The 18,786-nt window shown below is 72.8% G+C and carries 12 protein-coding genes; 5 read left to right on the top strand and 7 right to left on the bottom strand.

Annotation, left to right across the window (positions count from 1 at the left end; genetic code table 11):
* The first annotated feature begins 42 nt into the window (after positions 1-42).
* The gene (locus ABGB21_RS24970) at positions 43-2,721 is read left to right on the top strand and encodes a hypothetical protein (protein ID WP_347679824.1); all 2,679 of its coding nucleotides are present in this window, start codon (positions 43-45) and stop codon (positions 2,719-2,721) included.
* A 154-nt stretch (positions 2,722-2,875) separates the two neighbouring features.
* On the opposite strand, the gene ABGB21_RS24965 is transcribed toward ABGB21_RS24970, so the two are convergent.
* The 3 genes from ABGB21_RS24965 to ABGB21_RS24955 all read right to left on the bottom strand — a co-directional run bounded on the left by ABGB21_RS24965 (position 2,876) and on the right by ABGB21_RS24955 (position 6,968).
* The gene (locus tag ABGB21_RS24965) at positions 2,876-3,655 is read right to left on the bottom strand and encodes a fasciclin domain-containing protein (RefSeq protein ID WP_347679822.1); all 780 of its coding nucleotides are present in this window, start codon (positions 3,653-3,655) and stop codon (positions 2,876-2,878) included.
* Positions 3,656-3,770: 115 nt separating this feature from the next.
* Entirely contained in the window at positions 3,771-5,900 is a 2,130-nt protein-coding gene (locus tag ABGB21_RS24960; RefSeq protein ID WP_347657872.1) for a M14 family zinc carboxypeptidase, read from the bottom strand.
* Between the two features lie 222 nt (positions 5,901-6,122).
* A complete protein-coding gene (locus ABGB21_RS24955; RefSeq protein WP_347679820.1) occupies positions 6,123-6,968 on the bottom strand; it encodes a GNAT family N-acetyltransferase in 846 nt (281 codons plus the stop codon).
* A 234-nt stretch (positions 6,969-7,202) separates the two neighbouring features.
* On the opposite strand from ABGB21_RS24955, the gene gltB reads away from it, so the two are divergent.
* Together gltB and ABGB21_RS24945 are read left to right on the top strand one after the other, a co-directional pair.
* Positions 7,203-11,948, top strand: a complete 4,746-nt coding sequence (gene gltB, locus ABGB21_RS24950; protein ID WP_347657903.1) for a glutamate synthase large subunit — start codon at positions 7,203-7,205, stop codon at positions 11,946-11,948.
* Complete coding sequence (locus tag ABGB21_RS24945; protein WP_347679818.1) at positions 11,941-13,425, top strand: glutamate synthase subunit beta; 1,485 nt, start codon at positions 11,941-11,943, stop codon at positions 13,423-13,425. The genes gltB and ABGB21_RS24945 overlap by 8 nt, the downstream gene beginning before the upstream one ends.
* Before the next feature lie 194 nt (positions 13,426-13,619).
* Here the strand turns inward: ABGB21_RS24945 and ABGB21_RS24940 are convergent, their stop codons facing one another.
* Positions 13,620-14,057, bottom strand: a complete 438-nt coding sequence (locus ABGB21_RS24940; protein WP_347657869.1) for a GNAT family N-acetyltransferase — start codon at positions 14,055-14,057, stop codon at positions 13,620-13,622.
* A 274-nt stretch (positions 14,058-14,331) separates the two neighbouring features.
* On the opposite strand from ABGB21_RS24940, the gene ABGB21_RS24935 reads away from it, so the two are divergent.
* Positions 14,332-14,853, top strand: coding sequence for a DUF523 domain-containing protein (locus ABGB21_RS24935; RefSeq protein ID WP_347657868.1), 522 nt, complete (start codon positions 14,332-14,334; stop codon positions 14,851-14,853).
* Positions 14,854-15,745: 892 nt separating this feature from the next.
* On the opposite strand, the gene ABGB21_RS24930 is transcribed toward ABGB21_RS24935, so the two are convergent.
* Positions 15,746-16,396, bottom strand: a complete 651-nt coding sequence (locus ABGB21_RS24930; protein WP_347657867.1) for a class I SAM-dependent methyltransferase family protein — start codon at positions 16,394-16,396, stop codon at positions 15,746-15,748.
* Between the two features lie 33 nt (positions 16,397-16,429).
* Positions 16,430-16,966 (bottom strand): MarR family winged helix-turn-helix transcriptional regulator, encoded by a 537-nt coding sequence (locus ABGB21_RS24925; protein ID WP_347657866.1) that lies wholly within the window; start codon positions 16,964-16,966, stop codon positions 16,430-16,432.
* A gap of 92 nt (positions 16,967-17,058) precedes the next feature.
* Here ABGB21_RS24925 and ABGB21_RS24920 point away from each other — a divergent pair, with 92 nt between their 5' ends.
* The gene (locus ABGB21_RS24920; protein WP_347679816.1) at positions 17,059-17,466 is read left to right on the top strand and encodes a hypothetical protein; all 408 of its coding nucleotides are present in this window, start codon (positions 17,059-17,061) and stop codon (positions 17,464-17,466) included.
* Positions 17,467-17,521: 55 nt separating this feature from the next.
* Here the strand turns inward: ABGB21_RS24920 and ABGB21_RS24915 are convergent, their stop codons facing one another.
* Positions 17,522-18,499: a zinc-binding alcohol dehydrogenase gene (locus ABGB21_RS24915; RefSeq protein WP_347679814.1), complete on the bottom strand. Its 978-nt coding sequence runs from the start codon at positions 18,497-18,499 to the stop codon at positions 17,522-17,524.
* Positions 18,500-18,786: the final 287 nt, after the last annotated feature.

Raw genomic sequence — 18,786 nt, 5'->3', positions numbered from 1 at the left:
CCGCGACGGAGACTACCCGGGAGCGAAGGTGAGGGCTCCCAGGTGCGGCACAGCGGGTCTGACCAGCAGGTCGAGGCGGGTCGGCAGGTTTCCGCCGGTGGCGCGGCGCGGCCGCCGCTGTCCCGGGTCGACGCGTTCGAGCAGCGCTGGCAGGGCGAGTTGCGGGCGGCCGTCGCGGCGTGGACCGCCGCCGGCGGCCCGCGTGCCGACCGGTCCGTGGTGGCCGCCGGCGCGGCGGGTACCCGGTTGGCCGGGGTAGCCCGGGGTGAGCTGGAGGCGGCGGTGCTCCGGCATCCGCTGCGGGCCCGCCTCTGGGAGCTGCTGCTCGTCGCCGCCTACCTCGCCGAGGGACGGCGGGCCGCCGCCGAGGTGGAACGGCGGGCCCGTGGGGTCTTCGCCGAACATCTCGGGATCGAGCCGGCCGGCCGGATCTGTCTGTTGGCGGAGGCGGTACGGCTGGGCCGGCTGACGGAGAACTGGCTGGTGGATCCCGCACCGGCAGCGGTTCCGGACGTCGTCGCGCCGCCGCCGGTGACCCGCCCCCGTCCGGCGGCCCGGCTCCCGGTCCCGCTCACCGTGTTGCTCGGCCGTGACGACCTGCTCGACGCCGTCGGGCAGCGTCTGCGAGAGCACCGCCTGGTCACCCTGACCGGGACCGGCGGCGCGGGCAAGACCCGGCTGGCGGTGGCTGCGGCGGTGCGGGTCACCGGGCGCCCCGTCTGGTTCGTCGACCTCACCACGGTCGAGAGCCCGGTACGGGTGCCGCAGGCGGTCGCCGCCGCGCTCGGCGTACCGGACGTCGGGGCGGATGTCGTCGAGTCGCTGCTCGCCGACCTCGGTACGGCCGAGGCGCTGCTGGTCCTGGACAACTGCGAGCATCTGGTCGCCGGCTGTGCCGAACTTGTCGGCCGGCTGCTGGCGCACTGTCCGGGGCTGCGGGTGTTGGCCACCAGTCGGGTCGGGCTGCGGGTCCGCGGCGAGTCCCGGATCCGGGTACCCGCCCTCGGACTGCCCCCGGAGTCGACCGGGCACCGTATCGAGGCGCTCGCCGCCCACCCGGCCACCCGGCTCTTCCTCGAACGGGCCCGGCAGGTCTGCGGGCGTGACATGCCCGAGGCGAGCGCGGACGCGGTCGTCCGGCTCTGTGCCGAACTCGACGGGCTGCCGCTCGCGATCGAGTTGGCCGCGGCGCGGACCCCGCTGCTGAGCGTCGACGAGATCATCGACCGGTTGCGGGCCGACGTACGGCTGCTGCGCAGCCCGGACCCGACCGCCCCGGACCGGCACCGCAGCCTCGTCGCCGCGGTGGAGTCCAGCCTCGCCCAGCTGGACGCCGACCCCTGCCGGCTGTTCGACCGGCTCTCGATCTGCGTCGGCGGCTTCGACGTCGACGTCGCCCGGGCGCTCGGCGGGCCGGCCGCCCCGGCAGCGCTCGCCGCCCTGGTCGAGGCGTCCCTGGTCGAGCCGGTGCCGGCCGAGCCGGTCCGCTATCGGATGCTGGGGCCGATCCGGCGGCACGCCGCGGCCCGGCTGGCCGCCTCCGGTGCCGAGCCGGCGGCCCGGCACACCCTGGCCATGTACTGCCTGGAGCTGGCCCGATGTGCCGACACCCGGCTGCGTGGCGCCGACCAGGAGCGCACCCTGGCCCGGCTGCGGGCCGAGGCGGCGAACCTCCGGTCGGCGCTGACCTGGCTCGCCGAGGCTGGCGCCGCCGGGCCTGCCTACGGTGACCTGCGGCTGGCCGCCGCGCTCGGGACGTACTGGCGGTTGGAGGGCCACTACCGGGAGGGGCACGGCTGGCTGGCCACCGCCCTGGCCCGGCACCCGGGAGCCCCGGCGGCGCTGCGGGCCCGGGCCGGCACCGGCGCGGCGATGCTGGCGATGCTGCGCTGCGACTATCCGGCGGCGATCAGGCACGCGGAACTGGCCCGGGCCGCCTGCCGGACGGTCGGGGACCGCCCGGGCGAGGCCCGGGTGGAGCAGATCCTCGGCTCGGTCGCCCGCGAGCAGGCCCGCTATGCCGAGTCCGCCGCGCACCTGGCCGCCGCCGGCGCGATCTTCGCCGAGTGCGGCGACGAGTGGGGCGAGGCGCAGATCATCGAACTGCGCGGGTTCACCGCCTGGCTCGGCGGCGACCTGGACCGGGCCGACTCGCGGTTACGGGCGAGCCTGCGCCGGTACGAGGCCCTGGGCGACCCGCTCGCGGCGGCGAGCGCCCTGCTGAACCTCGGTGCGGTGGCGCTCTACCAGGGTGACGTCGACCGGGCGTCGGCGCTGCTCGACGTCGCGTTGCACCGGAACTCGGCGATGGGGTTCCCGGAGGGGGTCGGCTGGGCGCACAACCTGCGCGGGCTGGTCGAGCTGCGGGCCGGTCGTACCGGCCGGGCGGCGGTGCACCTGCGGGCGGGTCTGGCCGCGCACCGACAGGTCGGCGACCGGTGGCGGACGGCGAGTGTGTTGGAGGCGTTGGCCGAGGTGGCCCGACTCGAGGGTGATCCCGACCGGGCCGCGATGCTGCTCGGCGCGGCCGAGCGGATCCGGGACGAGATCGGGGCACCGGTGCCGGCGTGCGAGCGCGCGGACGTCGAGGCGACCCGGCAGGCGCTGCGCGCCGCGCTCGGCGACCGCTACCCGGATACCTGCCGGTGGGGCCGGGAGCTGGGTGCCGACGCGCTGGTCAGCACCGGTGAAGGCGCCCCGGCCGGCCACGCCGCCGGCTGAGCCGGCCGCTGACCGGGCCGAATCGTCGGCTGAGCCGGGGTCGCTCGGCTGAGGCATGCCGCCGGCCGGATCGGGCCGTCGAAGGGCGGCGCTGATGCCGGGGCGGCTCGGGCCGCGCGTTCGGAGGGCGGCGCCGGTGCCGCAGCGGCTCGGCTCAGTGTGCGGGTTCGCCCTCGCCAGCGGTGGTCGGCAGGTTGCCGAGTACGCCGTTGATGATGTGGATCCGGCTGCCGCCGGCGGTCCGGTAGTCGGCGCAGACCGTCTCGGCGGTGTCGCCGAACCGGGCCATCGGTTCCGCCGCCGCCCGGGTCACCGAAAGCCGGGTGCCGTCCAGCGTGGTGACGGTGCCGGCCGCGACCAGCTCCGGCAGCGGGTGCGACCCGGCGACCAGGTGCGCCCGGAGCAGGGTCCGCAGCTCGTCCCGGCGGTGGATCATCAGCTCGTCGAGGTTGTCCTCGGAGAACTTACGGCCGAACGCGTCGTCGGTCGGCGCCAGGACGGTGATCCCCTCCGGGGCGCGCAGCTCGGCCGCCAGCCCGGCCGCCCGGACCGCCGCCTCGAACCTCGTCAGCACCGGGAGCCACTGCAGGGCCACGTCGGTCGGCTCGCCGGCCAGCGACCCCGGGTTGCCGGGGTCGGTACCGGACGGCAGCGCGGCACAGAGCGGTCCGGTCACCCCGCCGTTCCCGGCCGCACCGCCGGCCGCCGCCGAACCGGCTCCACCCGCGCCGGCCGTGCCACCGGAGCCGTCCGAGCTGCAGGCGGCGGTCGCGGTCACCAGCAGCAGGGCGGCGGCGACCAGACCGAGCCGGCCGCGCGGGCGTACCCGGGGCGGGTGGTCGGGACGACCGGCGCACGTGGCCCGACCGGGCCGACCGGCGCGGCGGCCGGCCGGGGGACCGGCGTCGGCGGGCGGAACGACAAGCTCGGACACGGCGGACCTCCCGGCGGGGAACGGACGTCGGGGCGGCGGGACCGGGCCGCGCGCCCGGCCCCGCCGCCACGACGGATGGTCGTCCGGTGGCGATCAGCTCACCACCGGTACGGCGTCACAGCGCCGCGCACTGCCCCGCACGCGGACCATGCACCGAGTTCGGCACCTCGATGTTGGTCGGCGTCGGACCGTTGCCGGTGCAGTTGAGCGGGCCGTTGACCGTGTTGCCGGCGACCAGCGGCGCGTCGGCGCCGGTGTTGCCGACCACGTTCAGCGGACCGGAGACGGTGTTGCCGACCAGCGACACCGGGCCGGTGCTGTTGGCGACCTGGACCGGGCCCCGGACCGTGCTGTCGCCGAGGAAGACCCCGGCCGCACCGGCGGCGCTGATCGGCCCGTTGAACGTCGTACCGGTGGCGACCAGGGTCGCGCCCGGCCGGACCGTGACCGGACCGTTCACCGAACCACCCGCGATGCAGGTGAAGCCGGAGACGGTCAGCGGCCCGTTGTGCCGACCGGTGCCGGTCGGGTAGACCCGCTCACCGTCGACCCACTCCTCGGCGCCCTGCGCGTCCAGCAGCAGCGGGATCAGGCCCCGCTCCGGCTGGGCCAGCGGCACGTAGTAGCCGTCGGCGGCCTTGACCACCTTCCAGCCGTGCTGGGCGATCCGCTGCGCCAGGGTGGCGCCGACCCCGCCCGGACCGTCGGTACGCGCCCCGTTGTACTGCTCCTCGGTGAGCTTGTACGCGCACGGCGGGTTGTCCAGGATCATCTCCGGCACCGGCAGGTCCTCGCGCGGTCCCGCCTCGCCCGGGTGCGGCGCCGGGTGCAGCGGGATGACCCGCGAACCCCGGAACACGATCCGGCCGCTGTTGCCGGCCTGGAACTCGATCGCCTCACCCCGGGCCCGCCGGATGTCGTCGAGCTGCGCCCGGTGGTAGTCGAGGAACTGGTTGAACGTCCACAGTGCGGAGAAGGTCTTCCGGCGCCGGTTGTTTGCCGTGTTCCCCTCGTCGGGCCGGGTCGCCCCGCCGGAGCTGCGCAGCTCCAGCAGCGAGTTCACCACGTTCTTCAGGCCCAGGGTGTTGCGCAGGATGGTCTCCTCGCTCAACCCGACGCCGCTGCCGTTGGCGCAGCCGTACGGGCACGCCCACCAGCCGTCCTTGGCGCCCTCGACGTACATGTGACCCTCGATCATGTCGAGGGACTCGTCGAAGATGCCCTGCGCCACGTTCTGGTGCCGGGGCGGCAGCATCGGCAGGTCACCGGCCTGCGAGTTGCCGTACTCGTGCCCGTCGTAGCCGGCGACCGGCCGGTACTGACGGAGCATGTTGACGTACGCCGCGGTCTCCGGCTGGCGGATCAGCGAGTAGTCGCGGTTGAGGTCCTGCCCGGTCGAGTTGCCCCGGGTGTTGGCGGCCCGACCGTCGCCGTTGATGGTCGGGACGATCAGGACGGTGGTGTGCGACAGCAGGTCGACGGTCCGCTGGTCGGTGCCGAAGGCGAGCTGCCGGGCCATGATCAGGCAGGCTTCCCGGTCGCCCGGCTCGTTGCCGTGCACGTTGCAGTTGATCGCCAGTGGCGAGGTGGCGGCGACCGCCTCGGCGGTGGCCGGCGGCTTCGGGTAGCCGATGACGAGCATGTTGATCGGCCGGCCGAGCACGGTACGGCCGATCTCGACGGTCCGGACCCGCTCGCTGAGCCGGTCGACCTCGGCGGTGTACGCGTACTCGTCGACGTCGCTGGTGTACTGCGCCGCCCGGGTGGTCTCCCACTGGGTACGCAGGTTCTGGCCGGGGACGGCCGGGTCGCCCCACGGCTGCTTCGTCTGGCCGGCGACCGGCGCCGAGTACGGCTGCTCGGCGGTGCCGAACCGGGCGCGTACCCGCCACTGGAACCGGTCGCCTGGGTTGAACCCGGCGTCGGCGAAGGTCGGCGACTCGTTGTTGACCTGCCGGTTGGGGCGCCAGACGCCGACCACCACGGACGGGCCGGTGGCCACGTCGCCGGCGTCGACGGGGGTGCGTTCGATCTGGTAGTCGGTGGCACCCTCGACCGGGGTCCAGGCGACGGTCGCGTAACCGTCGGCCTGGCTGACGGTGAGCCCGGTGACCTGGTTGGGCTCGGCGGCGACGGCGGACGCCGAGGCCGGCTGACCCAACGCGGTCGACGGTGCGGTGACCGTACCGAGAGTGGCGGCGAGGAGTGCGGAGAGAACAATGACGATGGGTCGTCCTACACGCATGCGAGCTCCGGGGGAGGGGGATTGAGCTGGGACTGCATGCGGGTCATCCTGATCGTCCTCAGCGGACGAAGCAATGATCTTGAGGATGATTTGAGGATCGGGCCACGGCGCTGAGTTGTCCCGGCGTCCCGGAGACCGACCTGTCCGGCGCCCCCGGCGCCCGCGGAGGCCGCCGACCGGTCGGGACGGGCCCCTCCCACCTCGACGAGAGGGGCTCCTTCCTCAGCCCCGGACGGGGGTGGGTTCGGCGATGCAGGCGGTGCCGATCCGGCGGAAGCCGACCCGCAGGTAGACCCGGGCGATCTCCTCGCTGCCGGCGGAGAGGAAGACCAGGTCGGTGCCGTCGTCGAGCAGTTGGCGGGCGAGCGCGGCGGTGACCGCGGCGCCGAGGCCACGGCGGCGGGCCGACGGCAGGGTGGCGATGCCGGCGATCTCGGCGACGTCGTCGACCCGCAGCGCCATGCCGCTGGCGACCGCGCCCTCGGGCTGGGTCTCGACGAGCGCGGAGACCCGGTGCCCGGCGATGGTCCTGGTGCGTTCCTCGTCGAGGGCGTCGAGGGGGAGTTCGATCAGGGCGGTGTCCCGGGCGGCCGGCCCGGCGCCGCCGACCGCGGTGCCCGGAGCGGCGAATCCGACCGCGGCGACCGCCCGGCGGGCCGCGATGTCGGCGGCGAAGCCGGGTGCGGCCGGGTCGAGGATCCGCACCGGCAGGCTGGCCAGTTCGTCGGCGGACACCAGCGCCGCCGGGTCGAGCACCATCAGTGGCGCCTCCAGCACCGACAGCCCGGCGGACCGGGCCACGGCCAGCAGGTCGGGGTGGTTCTCGTGCACCCACTCGAAGGCCTCGGGCAGGCCGAGTTCGCGCTGCCGCTGCCGTACGTCGGCGACGTCGGCGGCCGACGGTGACTCCGTGGCGTCCAGCCGTGGACGGGCGTAGAATGGCCAACCCGCACCGTCCCGGACGAAGAGCACCAACCCGCCAAAGGTCTCGGTGTGGGCAACGTCACGCGGAACGGCGTCGTAGAAACGCTCCAACCGGTCGAAAAGCTCTTTTTGCGTCGACGTCACCGGGGGAGCGTACACGTGCCGGATCCCGGGCATGTGATCAATTCCGCGCCGTGTGATCGATCTGAACTGGTGGACCCGGTCGGCCCCTAACGTAAACTCAGAAGACCCGCAGGGCCGACGTCGTCCCGACCGCATGATTGAACGTGAATGACGACAGGAGCCCCGGTGGCCTTTCCGTACCCTCAGGAACCGCACCCCTCCTCGTCGGCGACCGCCGACCTCGCCTCCGCGCCCGTGACCGGCGCGCCGCCCGCGCAGGGGCTGTACGACCCCGCCACCGAGCGGGACGCCTGTGGGGTGGCATTCGTGGCCGACCTGTACGGCCGCCGCTCCCACGACGTGGTCGACAAGGGGCTCGCCGCGCTCTGCCGGCTCGACCACCGGGGCGCCCGGGGCGCCGAGCAGAACACCGGGGACGGCGCCGGGATCATGATCCAGGTGCCGGACGGATTCCTGCGCGAGGTGGTCGACTTCCCGTTGCCGCCCGCCGGGCAGTACGCCACCGGCCTGGTCTTCCTGCCCACCGACCCGGCCGACGAGGCCCGCGCCCGGACCGTGCTGGAGAAGTACGCGCTGGTCGAGGGGGCCGAGATCCTCGGCTGGCGGGACGTACCGGTGCGCGCCGACGACCTGGGTGAGACCGCGCTGGCGGCCCGCCCGACGATCCGGCAGGTCTTCCTCGCCGCTCGCCGGCTCACCGGCTCGCCGGCCGGCTCCGCCGGCACCCCGCTGACCGGCCTCGACCTGGACCGGGTCGCCTTCTGCGTCCGCAAGCAGGCCGAACGGGAGACCGCCGAGCGGGGCGTCGCCGCCTACTTCCCGTCGCTGTCCGCCCGGACCATGGTCTACAAGGGCATGCTCACCCCGGACCAGCTCCCGGAGTTCTTCCCGGACCTGACCGACCCCCGGGTGACCAGCGCGATCGCCCTGGTGCACTCCCGGTTCTCCACCAACACCTTCCCGTCCTGGCCGCTGGCGCACCCGTACCGGTTCATCGCGCACAACGGCGAGATCAACACCATCCGGGGCAACAAGAACTGGATGCAGGCCCGAGAATCGATGATGGCCAGCGGCGGTTCCGGCAAGGGCGGCGGAGCCGCCCAGCACATCCCGGGCAACCTGAAGCGGCTGTTCCCGATCTGCACCCCGGCCGCCTCCGACTCCGCCAACTTCGACGAGGTCCTCGAACTGCTGCACCTGGCGGGGCGGAGCCTGCCGCACGCGGTGCTGATGATGATCCCGGAGGCGTGGGAGAACGACCCGGACATGGCCCCGGCGAAGCGGGCCTTCTACCGGTTCCACGCCAGCCTGATGGAGCCGTGGGACGGCCCGGCGTCGGTCGCCTTCACCGACGGCTCGCTGGTCGGCGCGGTCCTCGACCGCAACGGGCTGCGGCCGGGCCGCTGGTGGCTCACCTCCGACGGCCTGGTCGTGCTCGGCAGCGAGGCCGGCGTGCTCGACCTCGACCCGGCGGGCGTGGTCGCCAAGGGCCGGCTGCAGCCGGGCCGGATGTTCCTGGTCGACACCGCCGCCGGGCGGATCATCACCGACGAGGAGATCAAGGCGGAGCTGGCCGCCGCCGCACCGTACGACGAGTGGCTGCACGCCGGCCTGATCGACCTGGCCGACCTGCCGCCCCGCGAACACATCGTCTACACCCACGACTCGGTGCAGCGCCGGCAGCAGACCTTCGGCTACACCGAGGAGGAGCTGAAGATCCTGCTCGGGCCGATGGCCCGGGCCGGTGCCGAACCGGTCGGCTCGATGGGCACCGACACCCCGATCTCGCCGCTGTCCACCCGGCCCCGGCTGCTCTACGACTACTTCCACCAGCTCTTCGCCCAGGTCACCAACCCGCCGCTGGACGCCATCCGGGAAGAGCTGGTGACCAGCCTGCAGGCGACCATCGGGCCGGAGGGCAACCTGCTGGAGCCGACCCCGGCGAGCTGTCGGCAGGTGGTGCTGCCGTACCCGGTGATCGACAACGACGAGCTGGCCAAGCTGCTCTCCATCGACGAGGATGGTGACCTGCCCGGCCTCAAGGCGGTCCGGGTCTCCGGGCTGTACCGGATCCGGGAGGGCGCGCCGGGGATCAAGGCCCGGCTCACCGAGATCTGCCGGCACGTCTCCGAGGCGATCGAGGACGGGGTACGCATCCTCGTCCTCTCCGACCGCGACTCCACCGCCGACCTGGCGCCGATCCCGTCGCTGCTGCTCACCGCCGCCGTGCACCAGCACCTGGTCCGGGAGCAGACCCGGACCCAGGTGGCGCTGATCGTCGAGACCGGCGACTGCCGCGAGGTGCACCACACCGCGCTGCTGATCGGGTACGGTGCCGCCGCGGTCAACCCGTACCTCGCCTTCGAGTCGGTCGAGGACCTGATCACCACGGGGACGCTGACCGGCATCGAACCGCGTACCGCGGTCCGCAACTACGTCAAGGCGCTCGGCAAGGGCGTACTCAAGATCATGTCGAAGATGGGGATCTCGACGGTCTCGTCGTACTGCGGCGCCCAGGTCTTCGAGGCGGTCGGACTCGACAACGGGCTGCTCCAGCGCTACTTCGCCGGCACCGCCGGCAAGATCGGCGGCATCGGGCTGGCCGAGATCCACGCCGAGGTCGCCGCCCGACACTCCCGCGCCTACCCGACCGGCGACGCCCAGCACACCCACCGGCCGCTCGAGGTCGGCGGCGAGTACCAGTGGCGCCGCGAGGGCGAGCTGCACCTGTTCAACCCGGAGACGGTCTTCCTGCTCCAGCACGCCACCCGCAGCCGCCAGTACGACGTCTTCCGCGACTACACCCGCAAGGTCGACGCGCTCGCCGAGCAGGCCGGCTCGCTGCGTGGACTGTTCCGGCTCCGCACCGGGGTCCGGCCGCCGGTCCCGCTCGACGAGGTCGAGCCGGCCAGCGAGATCGTCAAACGGTTCGCCACCGGCGCCATGTCGTACGGCTCCATCTCGGCCGAGGCGCACGAGACCCTCGCCATCGCGATGAACCGGCTCGGCGGCAAGTCCAACACCGGTGAGGGCGGCGAGACCGTCGAACGGCTCTACGACCCCACCCGGCGCTCCTCGGTCAAGCAGGTCGCCAGCGGCCGGTTCGGGGTGACCACCGAATACCTCGTCAACGCCGACGACATCCAGATCAAGATGGCCCAGGGCGCCAAGCCCGGCGAGGGCGGCCAGCTCCCCGGCAACAAGGTGTGGCCGTGGATCGCCCGCACCCGGCACGCCACCCCGGGCGTCGGACTGATCTCCCCGCCGCCGCACCACGACATCTACTCGATCGAGGACCTGGCCCAGCTCGTCCACGACCTGAAGAGCGTGAACCCGGCCGCCCGGATCCACGTCAAGCTGGTCAGCGAGGTCGGCGTCGGCACCGTCGCCGCCGGCGTCGCCAAGCTCAAAGCCGACGTCATCCTGATCTCCGGCCACGACGGCGGCACCGGCGCCTCCCCGCTGAACTCGCTCAAGCACGCCGGCACCCCGTGGGAACTGGGGCTGGCCGAGGCGCAGCAGACGCTGCTGCTCAACCGGCTCCGGGACCGGGTCACCGTGCAGGTCGACGGCCAGCTCAAGACCGGCCGGGACATCATCGTCGCCGCGCTGCTCGGCGCCGAGGAGTACGGCTTCGCCACCGCCCCGCTGATCGTCGCCGGCTGCGTGATGATGCGGGTCTGCCACCTCGACACCTGCCCGGTCGGCATCGCCACCCAGAACCCGGTGCTGCGTGAGCGCTACACCGGCCGCCCCGAGTTCGTGGAGAACTTCTTCCTCTTCCTCGCCGAGGAGGTCCGCGGCTACCTCGCCGAACTGGGCTTCCGCAGCCTCGAGGAGGCGATCGGCGCGGCCGAGCTGCTCGACTTCGTACCGGCGCTGGACCACTGGAAGGCCAAGGGAGTCGACCTGCGGCCGGTGCTGTACACGCCGGAGCTGCCGGCCGGTGCCGCCCGGCGTGGCGTACGGGCCCAGGACCACGGCCTCGACCGGTCGCTCGACAACCAGTTGCTGGCGCTGGCCGAGCCGGCGCTGCGCGACGGTGACCGGGTCCGGGCAGCGGTCGCGGTCCGCAACGAGCACCGCAGCGTCGGCGCGATGCTCGGCGGCGAGGTCGCCCGCCGGTACGGCGGCGCCGGGCTCCCCGCCGACACCATCGAGTTCGACCTGACCGGCACCGCCGGGCAGTCGTTCGGCGCCTTCCTGCCCAGCGGGGTGACCCTGCGGCTGGCCGGCGACGCCAACGACTACGTCGGCAAGGGCCTCTCCGGCGGCCGGATCGTGGTCCGGCCACACCCCGAGGCGCCGTTCGCCGGTGGCCTGGACGCCCCGCCCGGACCTAACGGCCGGGCCGAGGACCAGATCATCGCCGGCAACACCATCCTGTACGGCGCCACCGGCGGTGAACTCTTCCTGCGCGGCCGGGTCGGCGAGCGGTTCGCGGTCCGTAACTCCGGCGCGGCGGCGGTGGTCGAGGGCGTCGGCGACCACGGCTGCGAGTACATGACCGGTGGGACCGTGGTGGTGCTCGGCCAGACCGGCCGCAACTTCGCCGCCGGCATGTCCGGCGGCACGGCCTTCGTCTGGCGGCTCGACCCGCGTCGGGTGAACCCGGAGCTGGTGGACCTGGCGCCGCTCACCGACGAGGAGCGGGTCACCCTGCACGACCTGGTGCAGCGGCACTTCGCCGAGACCGACTCGTCGGTGGCGGAGGCGCTGTTGAAGCGCTGGCCGGAGGCGGTGGAGGAGTTCACCGCCGTGGTGCCGCGCGACTACAAGCGGGTGATGGAGCTGATGCGGGCCGCCGAGGCGGAGGGCCGCGACGTCGACGAGGCGGTGATGGGGACGCCGGCCGCCCCGTCCGCCGCGACCCCGGCGGCCGGCACCGCCCCGACCACGCCGACCGTTCCCGACGTGTCCGTACCCGTCCAGCCGCCGGGCGGCGAGTTGCACTCTTCCCAGGAGGTGGCCCGTGCCTGACCCGAGTGGATTCCTCAAGCACGAGCGGCGGCTGCCGGCCCGCCGTCCGGTGCCGGTCCGGATCGCCGACTGGCGCGAGGTCTACCCGTCCGCCGAGGAGGGGCTGATCCGCGAGCAGGCGACCCGCTGCATGGACTGCGGCATCCCGTTCTGCCACGACGGCTGCCCGCTCGGCAACCGGATCCCGGACTGGAACGACCTGGTCCGGACCGGTAACTGGGCGGCGGCGATCGAGGCGCTGCACGCCACCAACAACTTCCCGGAGTTCACCGGCCGGCTCTGCCCGGCCCCGTGCGAGGCCGCCTGTGTACTCGGGATCGGCGGGCGGGCCCCGGTCGCGATCAAGCAGGTCGAGGTCGAGATCGTCAACCGGGCCTTCGACCTGGACCTGGTCACCCCGCAACAGACCGCCGCGCCGTCCGGCCGCCGGGTCGCGGTGGTCGGCTCCGGCCCGGCCGGGCTCGCCGCCGCCCAGCAACTGGTCCGCGTCGGTCACGGTGTCACGGTGTACGAACGCGACGACGCGATCGGCGGTCTGCTCCGGTACGGCATCCCCGACTTCAAGCTGGAGAAGGAGCACATCGACCGGCGGCTGGCGCAGCTCACCGCCGAGGGCGTCGAGTTCCGGACCGGGGTGGACGTCGGGGTCGACGTCACCGCCGAGCAGCTCCGGGCCGAGTACGACGCGGTGCTGCTCGCCTGCGGCGCGCTCGCCGGCCGGGACACCCCGGCGACGCCGGGCCGGGCGCTGCGGGGTGTGCACCAGGCGATGGAGCACCTGGTGGCGGCGAACCGGGTGGTCGCCGGCCGGGAGGACAGCACTCCGATCGACGCCGCCGGCAAGCACGTGGTGATCATCGGTGGTGGCGACACCGCCGCCGACTGCCTCGGGGTGGCGCACCGGCAGGGTGCGGCCGGCGTACACCAGCTCGACCTCTATCCGCGACCGCCGCGCGAGCGGGACGAGGAGCGCGACCCGTGGCCGACCTGGCCGTGGATCCTGCGGGAGTACCCGGCGCATGAGGAGGGCGGCGAGCGGGTCTTCGCGGTCGCCGTCCAGGAGTTCGTCGACGACGGCACCGGCCAGGTCCGGGCGGTCCGGATCGCCGAGGTGACCGTGGAGAAGCGGGACGGTCAGCGGCTGCTGACCGTGGTCCCGGGGACCGAGCGGGAGCTGCCGGCCGACCTGGTGCTGCTCGCGATCGGGTTCGAGGGGACCGAGGAGCAGCCGCTGCTCGACCAGTTCGGGCTGGCCCGCAACCGGCGGGGCGCGGTCGACACCGACGACACCTGGCAGGCCGGGCCCGGGGTCTTCGTCGCCGGGGACATGCACCGGGGCGCGTCGCTGATCGTCTGGGCGATCGCCGAGGGTCGGGCCGCGGCCGCCGCGATCCACCGCCACCTGGGCGGGGCCGAGCCGTTGCCGGCCCCGGTCGCCCCGTCCACGCAGCCGCTGGCGGTACCCGCCCGCGCCTGACCCGGCAGCGTTCCCGCGCGACTCCACGGCCGCGGCGTCCGAAGGACGTCGCGGCCGTCGCGCGTCCGGGCGTTGCGGGTACGACGTGACCGCCGCCTCGCGCTGGTCGTGTGCTCTCACCTGGCCTGCGCAGTTGAGTGGGGTCGATTGCCGTGGTCTGCAAGCGGCGGACGACTTGCCAGGTTCCTACGGCCCTACGACGGCCGGGCCAGATATGCCGTCTTGGCTTCGGCCGAGAAACCGCAGGCTCGGTAGAAGTTGTGGACAGCTGGCTCGCGCGAGCCCGTCATCAGCATCGCCTTGTAACAGCCCGCTGCCCATGCCGCTTCGAGCGTGGCGGCCATGATCTGCCTGCCCAGGCCTGAACCTCGGAGGGATTCCTCCACGACGACGTTCTCGATGACGGCGTACGGCGATGCTGACCGACTGATGTTCGGGATCACGTTCAGGTACGTCGTAGCGACGACAGCCCCGTCAAGGTCGAACACGAAGAGATGCAGTCCCGGGGAGCTCAGGATCCGATCGAACGCTTCCGCGTCAGATCCATCATCGAGCCACGGGTCGTCAGGCTGCAGTTGCCGGTACAAGCGAAGGACGTCGGGGAAGTCGTCTGGCCGAGCCTCACGGAACACGCCCCGAGCGTACCGGCCGGGGCCTCTGCCCAGACCGGGCGACCATGGTCGGGCATCGAACCACGACTCCGAGGAGTGTGCGTTCATCGGCATGGGCGTGCACCTGACCTTGACGCACCACAACGAGCCTGTCGGGCCTGACCCGCGGTTCCGATCTGCGCGCTTGTCACCGCCTCACCGCGTACGGTGACGCCCGGTCGGTGGCAGGCGGCGGTCCGGCCCTGGGCCCCGATTCTCAGTACGTCCCGTTCGCCCGGTGATACCGTTCGGCCCCGTGCGGAAGGTACTCGTCAGCGGATGCCTGCAGGGGCGGGCCCTGCGTTACAACGCGACACATGTGCCGGTGAACTCGCTGATCTGGGATCGTTGGTCGACCGAGGGGCGCCTCGTACGGTTCTGCCCGGAGGTCGCGGTGGGGTTTCCCGTTCCTCGGCCGCCAGCCGAGATAGTCGGCGGAACCGCAGGGGACGTTCTCGCAGGTCTCGCGCGGGTTGAGGAAGCTACCGGCGCAGACGTCACCGGCCTGTTCCGGCTTGCCGCTCGACGAGCGCTGGAACGGGCAGTAGAGGCGGGAGTCGCGCTCGCGGTCCTTGTCGACGGCAGCCCCACCTGCGGCAGCAGCGTCGTCTATGACGGTTCGTTCACCGGTCGCACCGTACCGGGACGGGGAGTAGCCGCAGAGGAACTGCTGCGTCACGGCATTCCGGTGTTCCACGAAGGGCAACTTCAGCAGGCCGCGGCGATGCTCGTCGACCTGGAGCAGTCAGGGAGCGCCGACGCCGTCAGCGGTGGGTGAGTCGGCCACAGCCACGAGACGGTTGTCGCGGTGCACTGCCGCGTTCAGCATGGCACTTTGGTGAGCGCGACGTGCTCCCGGCGAATTTCGCCGACCAGGACGAATTCGGACCGGTCGACATCGCAGCAGAACGGAAGATCCTTCGACAGGTCAACGCGTTCGGGCACGGGTTGCCGTGCGTACCCACGGACATGCTCGGCGGCGCCCTCCATGATTCCCGCGACCAGGTCCGCCCGCCTCGGCTCTGCCCCCTGGAGAAGGTCGCTCAGGTATCTCGCACAGGCCTGGTCCTCGGGGGTCTGTCCGGTGCAGACGAGAGTGCACGGAGTCCCCGGCCTGGTTCGTCCCGATCCACCGAGCGGTGGCGCCGACATTCGGCGCTGACGCCGCGAGCAGCGCCGCCGGGTCCGGATACCGGAGGAGCCCGCGTGTACCGTTCGATGTCGCCTGGATCAGACGGCGGCCGTTCAGCTGTGCCGTCGACATCTCGAACGGCGAGTTCCCGAAGTCGAAGTCCGCGGGCTTGAGCCCACTGGTCTCGCCGACGAGCAGGTGGTCGGGGGTGCAGCCGCCGGAGATCTCGGCCGACCTTGGTCGACGGCGCGCAGAGTATCTCCGTTGCGCCACGCTCGAAGGCGACCGCGGCCGTCGTGAAGGCACGGATGACATCGATGACGACGACGACGGTGCCGGGCAGGACCTCTGCATCCATACCCACGATCGACACGGCACGCGATTCTTCGCCGTACGATTCTCACCTGCAAGACTATTTCCGAGACGCGACCGGCGGCACCCAGTGCTGCGGCGCCGGTACGCGGGCGTGGTGCTCCACGCGTTCCGCACCTGTGTCGGGACCAGCGCCCGAGTCGGGGGAGCAGAGCCGCAGCGGGGCTCAGCCGGCGGGCGGTTGGGTGAAGGTGAAGAGCCGCACGCCGCGGTCGAGTGGTCGGGGCGTACCGGTGAACCGGTGCACGCCCACCCCGAACCGCTCCGCCGGGTCGGAGAGCCAGCGCAGTTCGAAGCCCTCCTCGGCGTACCAGTCGCAGATCTGCGGCACCATGTCGACCGGGCTGATCCGGCGGTGCCGGGTCCAGATCACCGTGCCGCCGGTGGCACAGAGTTGGGCACAGCCCGCGACGGTACGACGGATGTCGGCGTCGGAGATGTTCCCGTAGATCCCACAGGCCAGTACGAGATCCGCCGGTACGAGGCCGGCGTACTGCCCGGGCAGCGCGGCGTCGCCGGTCACCACCTCGACGTTGTCGAGTCCGGCCGTCCGGGCCGTTGTCGCGGCCTCCTCCGCGTTGCGTTCGTCCAGTTCCACCAGCCGGGCGGTGACGTCGTCCCGGCGGGGATGGTCGACCAGCACTCCGAGCAGGTCCCGGCCCTGGCCGGCGCAGATGCTGACCACCCGCAGCGGCCCCGGCGGCGCCTCGTCGAGGAACTCCCGGATCCGCTGCTGGACCACGACCAGCCGGCGGGCGAGTGTGCTGTCCGGGTCCGCGTAGTGCTCGTGCCAGGTGTTCCAGTCCCCGTTGTTCATCGTTTCCCGTTCTCTGCGCGGTGGTCGGGCAGCCTATCGCCGAGGCTGGTCGGCCGTACCGGACGGATCGTCCGCCGTGGACGGATTGGCCGGCGCTGACGGGTCGGCTCCGGACGCGGTCAGGATGTGGCGCAGGGCGTGGTCGAGGGTTTCGCGGGTGCTCGGCGCGAGGTGCCCGAAGAGCTGCCGACCCACCTGGGCGGCGATCCGCTGGCCGTCGCGTACGTGCCGGCGGCCCTGCTCGGTCAGGTGGATCGCGTGGGCGCGCCGGTCACCCGGCAGGGGACGCCGTTCGGCGAGCCGCTGCCGTTCCAGGTCGTCGACGATCCGGCCGAGCGACGACTTGTCCAGGTCGAGCAGGTCGGCGAGGCGGCGTTGGGTCAGCGGCCCGGTGCCGTTCAGCACCGCCAGCGTGGCGAAGTGCCGTTCCTCGATGCCGAGCGGTCGTAACGACTCGTTGAAGAGCTTCTGGCAGCGTCGGTGGACCGTGCTGATCAGCATCCCGGTGGCGACGTCCGGGGGCAGGAAGCCCAGGGGAGCCGGGGCGGACGGTGATCGGGCGGCGGTCATCTCTGGATTCTAGGACCCGAGACAGATACTCTCAGCCGAGACTATCTCGGATGAGAGCTTTGGGGGTTGTCGTGCCGGATGGAACGACGAACATGACCGAGACGACGGCGAGCCGAACGGACGGGAAGGGCGGGCCGGCGCCGACGGTGGTGCCGCCCCGCCGACTGCGAACGGCCGCCGTGCTGGTCTGGGTGCTGGTGGTCGAGCACGTGTTCGCGCTCGTCACCCCGCCGTACGAGGTGGGTGTCGAACACGTCTTCCATCTCACCTTCGGAGCCGCGTACGCCTGGCTCGCGCTACGCCTGCCCGCCGGTCGACGTGCCCACCGGGTACTGCTGACCGTGCTGCTCGGCATCCAGCTGGTTGGCCGGTGTGTTGTCTTCACACTGATCACCGAGCCGTGGATCAGGGTGCTGCTGGTCCTGGGGGCCCTGCTCACCATCGCTGTGCTGACACTGATCTGGCGACCCACCCGACGGGCGGGTGACCGGGTGCGCTGACCCCGGGCCGGTCCGCGCACCGCGGCCCGGCGTGGCGGCGGTGCGCGGACGGCACTCAGCGGGCGAGCACCACCTGCGACTCGTGGCGGCGGCCGGCGGCCATCTCCCGCAGCACCGTCGCTGCCTCGTCGAACGGCACCACCGCCGAGACCAGATGCTTGCGTACCAGGTCTCCGTACTCGCGGAGCAGGGTGACCGTCTCCGCCGACAGGCGGTCCCGGTCCCAGGTCGAGGCCAACCCGCGCGGCACCCGGCCGATCTGCGCGCACCGCACCGACAGCCCGTTGTGGTGGAACTCCTCACCGAGCCGCAACGCGTCCGCCCCGCCCTGGTAGAACGCGAGGTCGACCACCGTCCCCTGCGGTCGGAGCAGCCGCAGCGCCAGGTGCAGCGCGGACGCCTGACCCCGGCACTGGAAGACCACGTCGGCGCCCCGGTCGCCGGCCGCGTGCCGCCACCGGGTCTTCAACACCACCGCCGGGTCCGCACCGTCGGGGTCGAGTGTCTCCAACCCCAGCGCCTCGGCCACCGCCCGCCGCTCCGGCGTCGGGTCGAGTACGACCACCGAGGCGGCCCCGCCGAGCCGGGCGAAGAGCGCGGTCAGCAGCGCCACCACACCCGCCCCGGTCACCGCCACCCGTCGACCACGTACGCCGTCGCCGAGGTCGTGGACCGTGTGGCCGTACAGGTCGGCGGCGGCGTGCAGCAGTCCGTTGGCGCAGATCGGCCCCATGTGCGCCAGGTAGATCCCGAGCAGCGGGTCGACGTCGGCCGGCACCGGCACCACCCGGTCGATTCGGGGATCAACCCGATATCCGGTCCGGTGCCCGTACGTCATCGCCACCGTCGCGCCCTCGGTGACCGCCGGGGTACGACTCTCCGTCACCCGCCCGACCTCCATGTAGCCGAGCCTCGTCACCGGGTACGGCGACGCCGCCCCGCCCGCCACGAACAGCCCCAGTTCGGCGTCCCAGCCCGCCGACAGGTACGGGTTCGTCCCCTTCAGGTACGACAGCTCGGTGCCGGCCGACACCCCACTGACAGCGTCTCCACCCGGAACGTCCCCCCGGTCAGCGGGGCCGCCTCCTCGTCCCGGAGCAGCACCTCACCCGGACCGGTCACCACCATGATTCCGGCAGGTCGAACGGGGACCACTCCGGCAGGTTCTTTGGGCACCAGGGGGGCCGACGGCACTAGGCCGTGTGTCATAAGTGCCCTGTGGTCCTGGCTGTGAGGTAGATCGGCTGGGCGTGTCGGTGACCGGGATGCGGTGAGGTCTCCGGTAGATGGGTTATCGACCAAGACAACCATCTGCACGGA

This window comes from Plantactinospora sp. B24E8, assembly GCF_039871735.1.
In the GTDB taxonomy this organism is placed as follows: Bacteria; Actinomycetota; Actinomycetes; order Mycobacteriales; family Micromonosporaceae; genus Plantactinospora.
This window is presented reverse-complemented; position numbering and strand designations above follow the sequence as displayed.

What these genes read in the sequence shown, in the direction of transcription:
- ABGB21_RS24960 (WP_347657872.1), bottom strand. Translation starts at nt 5,900, where the DNA reads ATGCGTGTAGGACGACCCATCGTCATTGTTCTCTCCGCACTCCTCGCC.
- ABGB21_RS24930 (WP_347657867.1), bottom strand. Translation starts at nt 16,396, where the DNA reads ATGAACAACGGGGACTGGAACACCTGGCACGAGCACTACGCGGACCCG.
- ABGB21_RS24925 (WP_347657866.1), bottom strand. Translation starts at nt 16,966, where the DNA reads ATGACCGCCGCCCGATCACCGTCCGCCCCGGCTCCCCTGGGCTTCCTG.
- ABGB21_RS24920 (WP_347679816.1), top strand. Translation starts at nt 17,059, where the DNA reads ATGACCGAGACGACGGCGAGCCGAACGGACGGGAAGGGCGGGCCGGCG.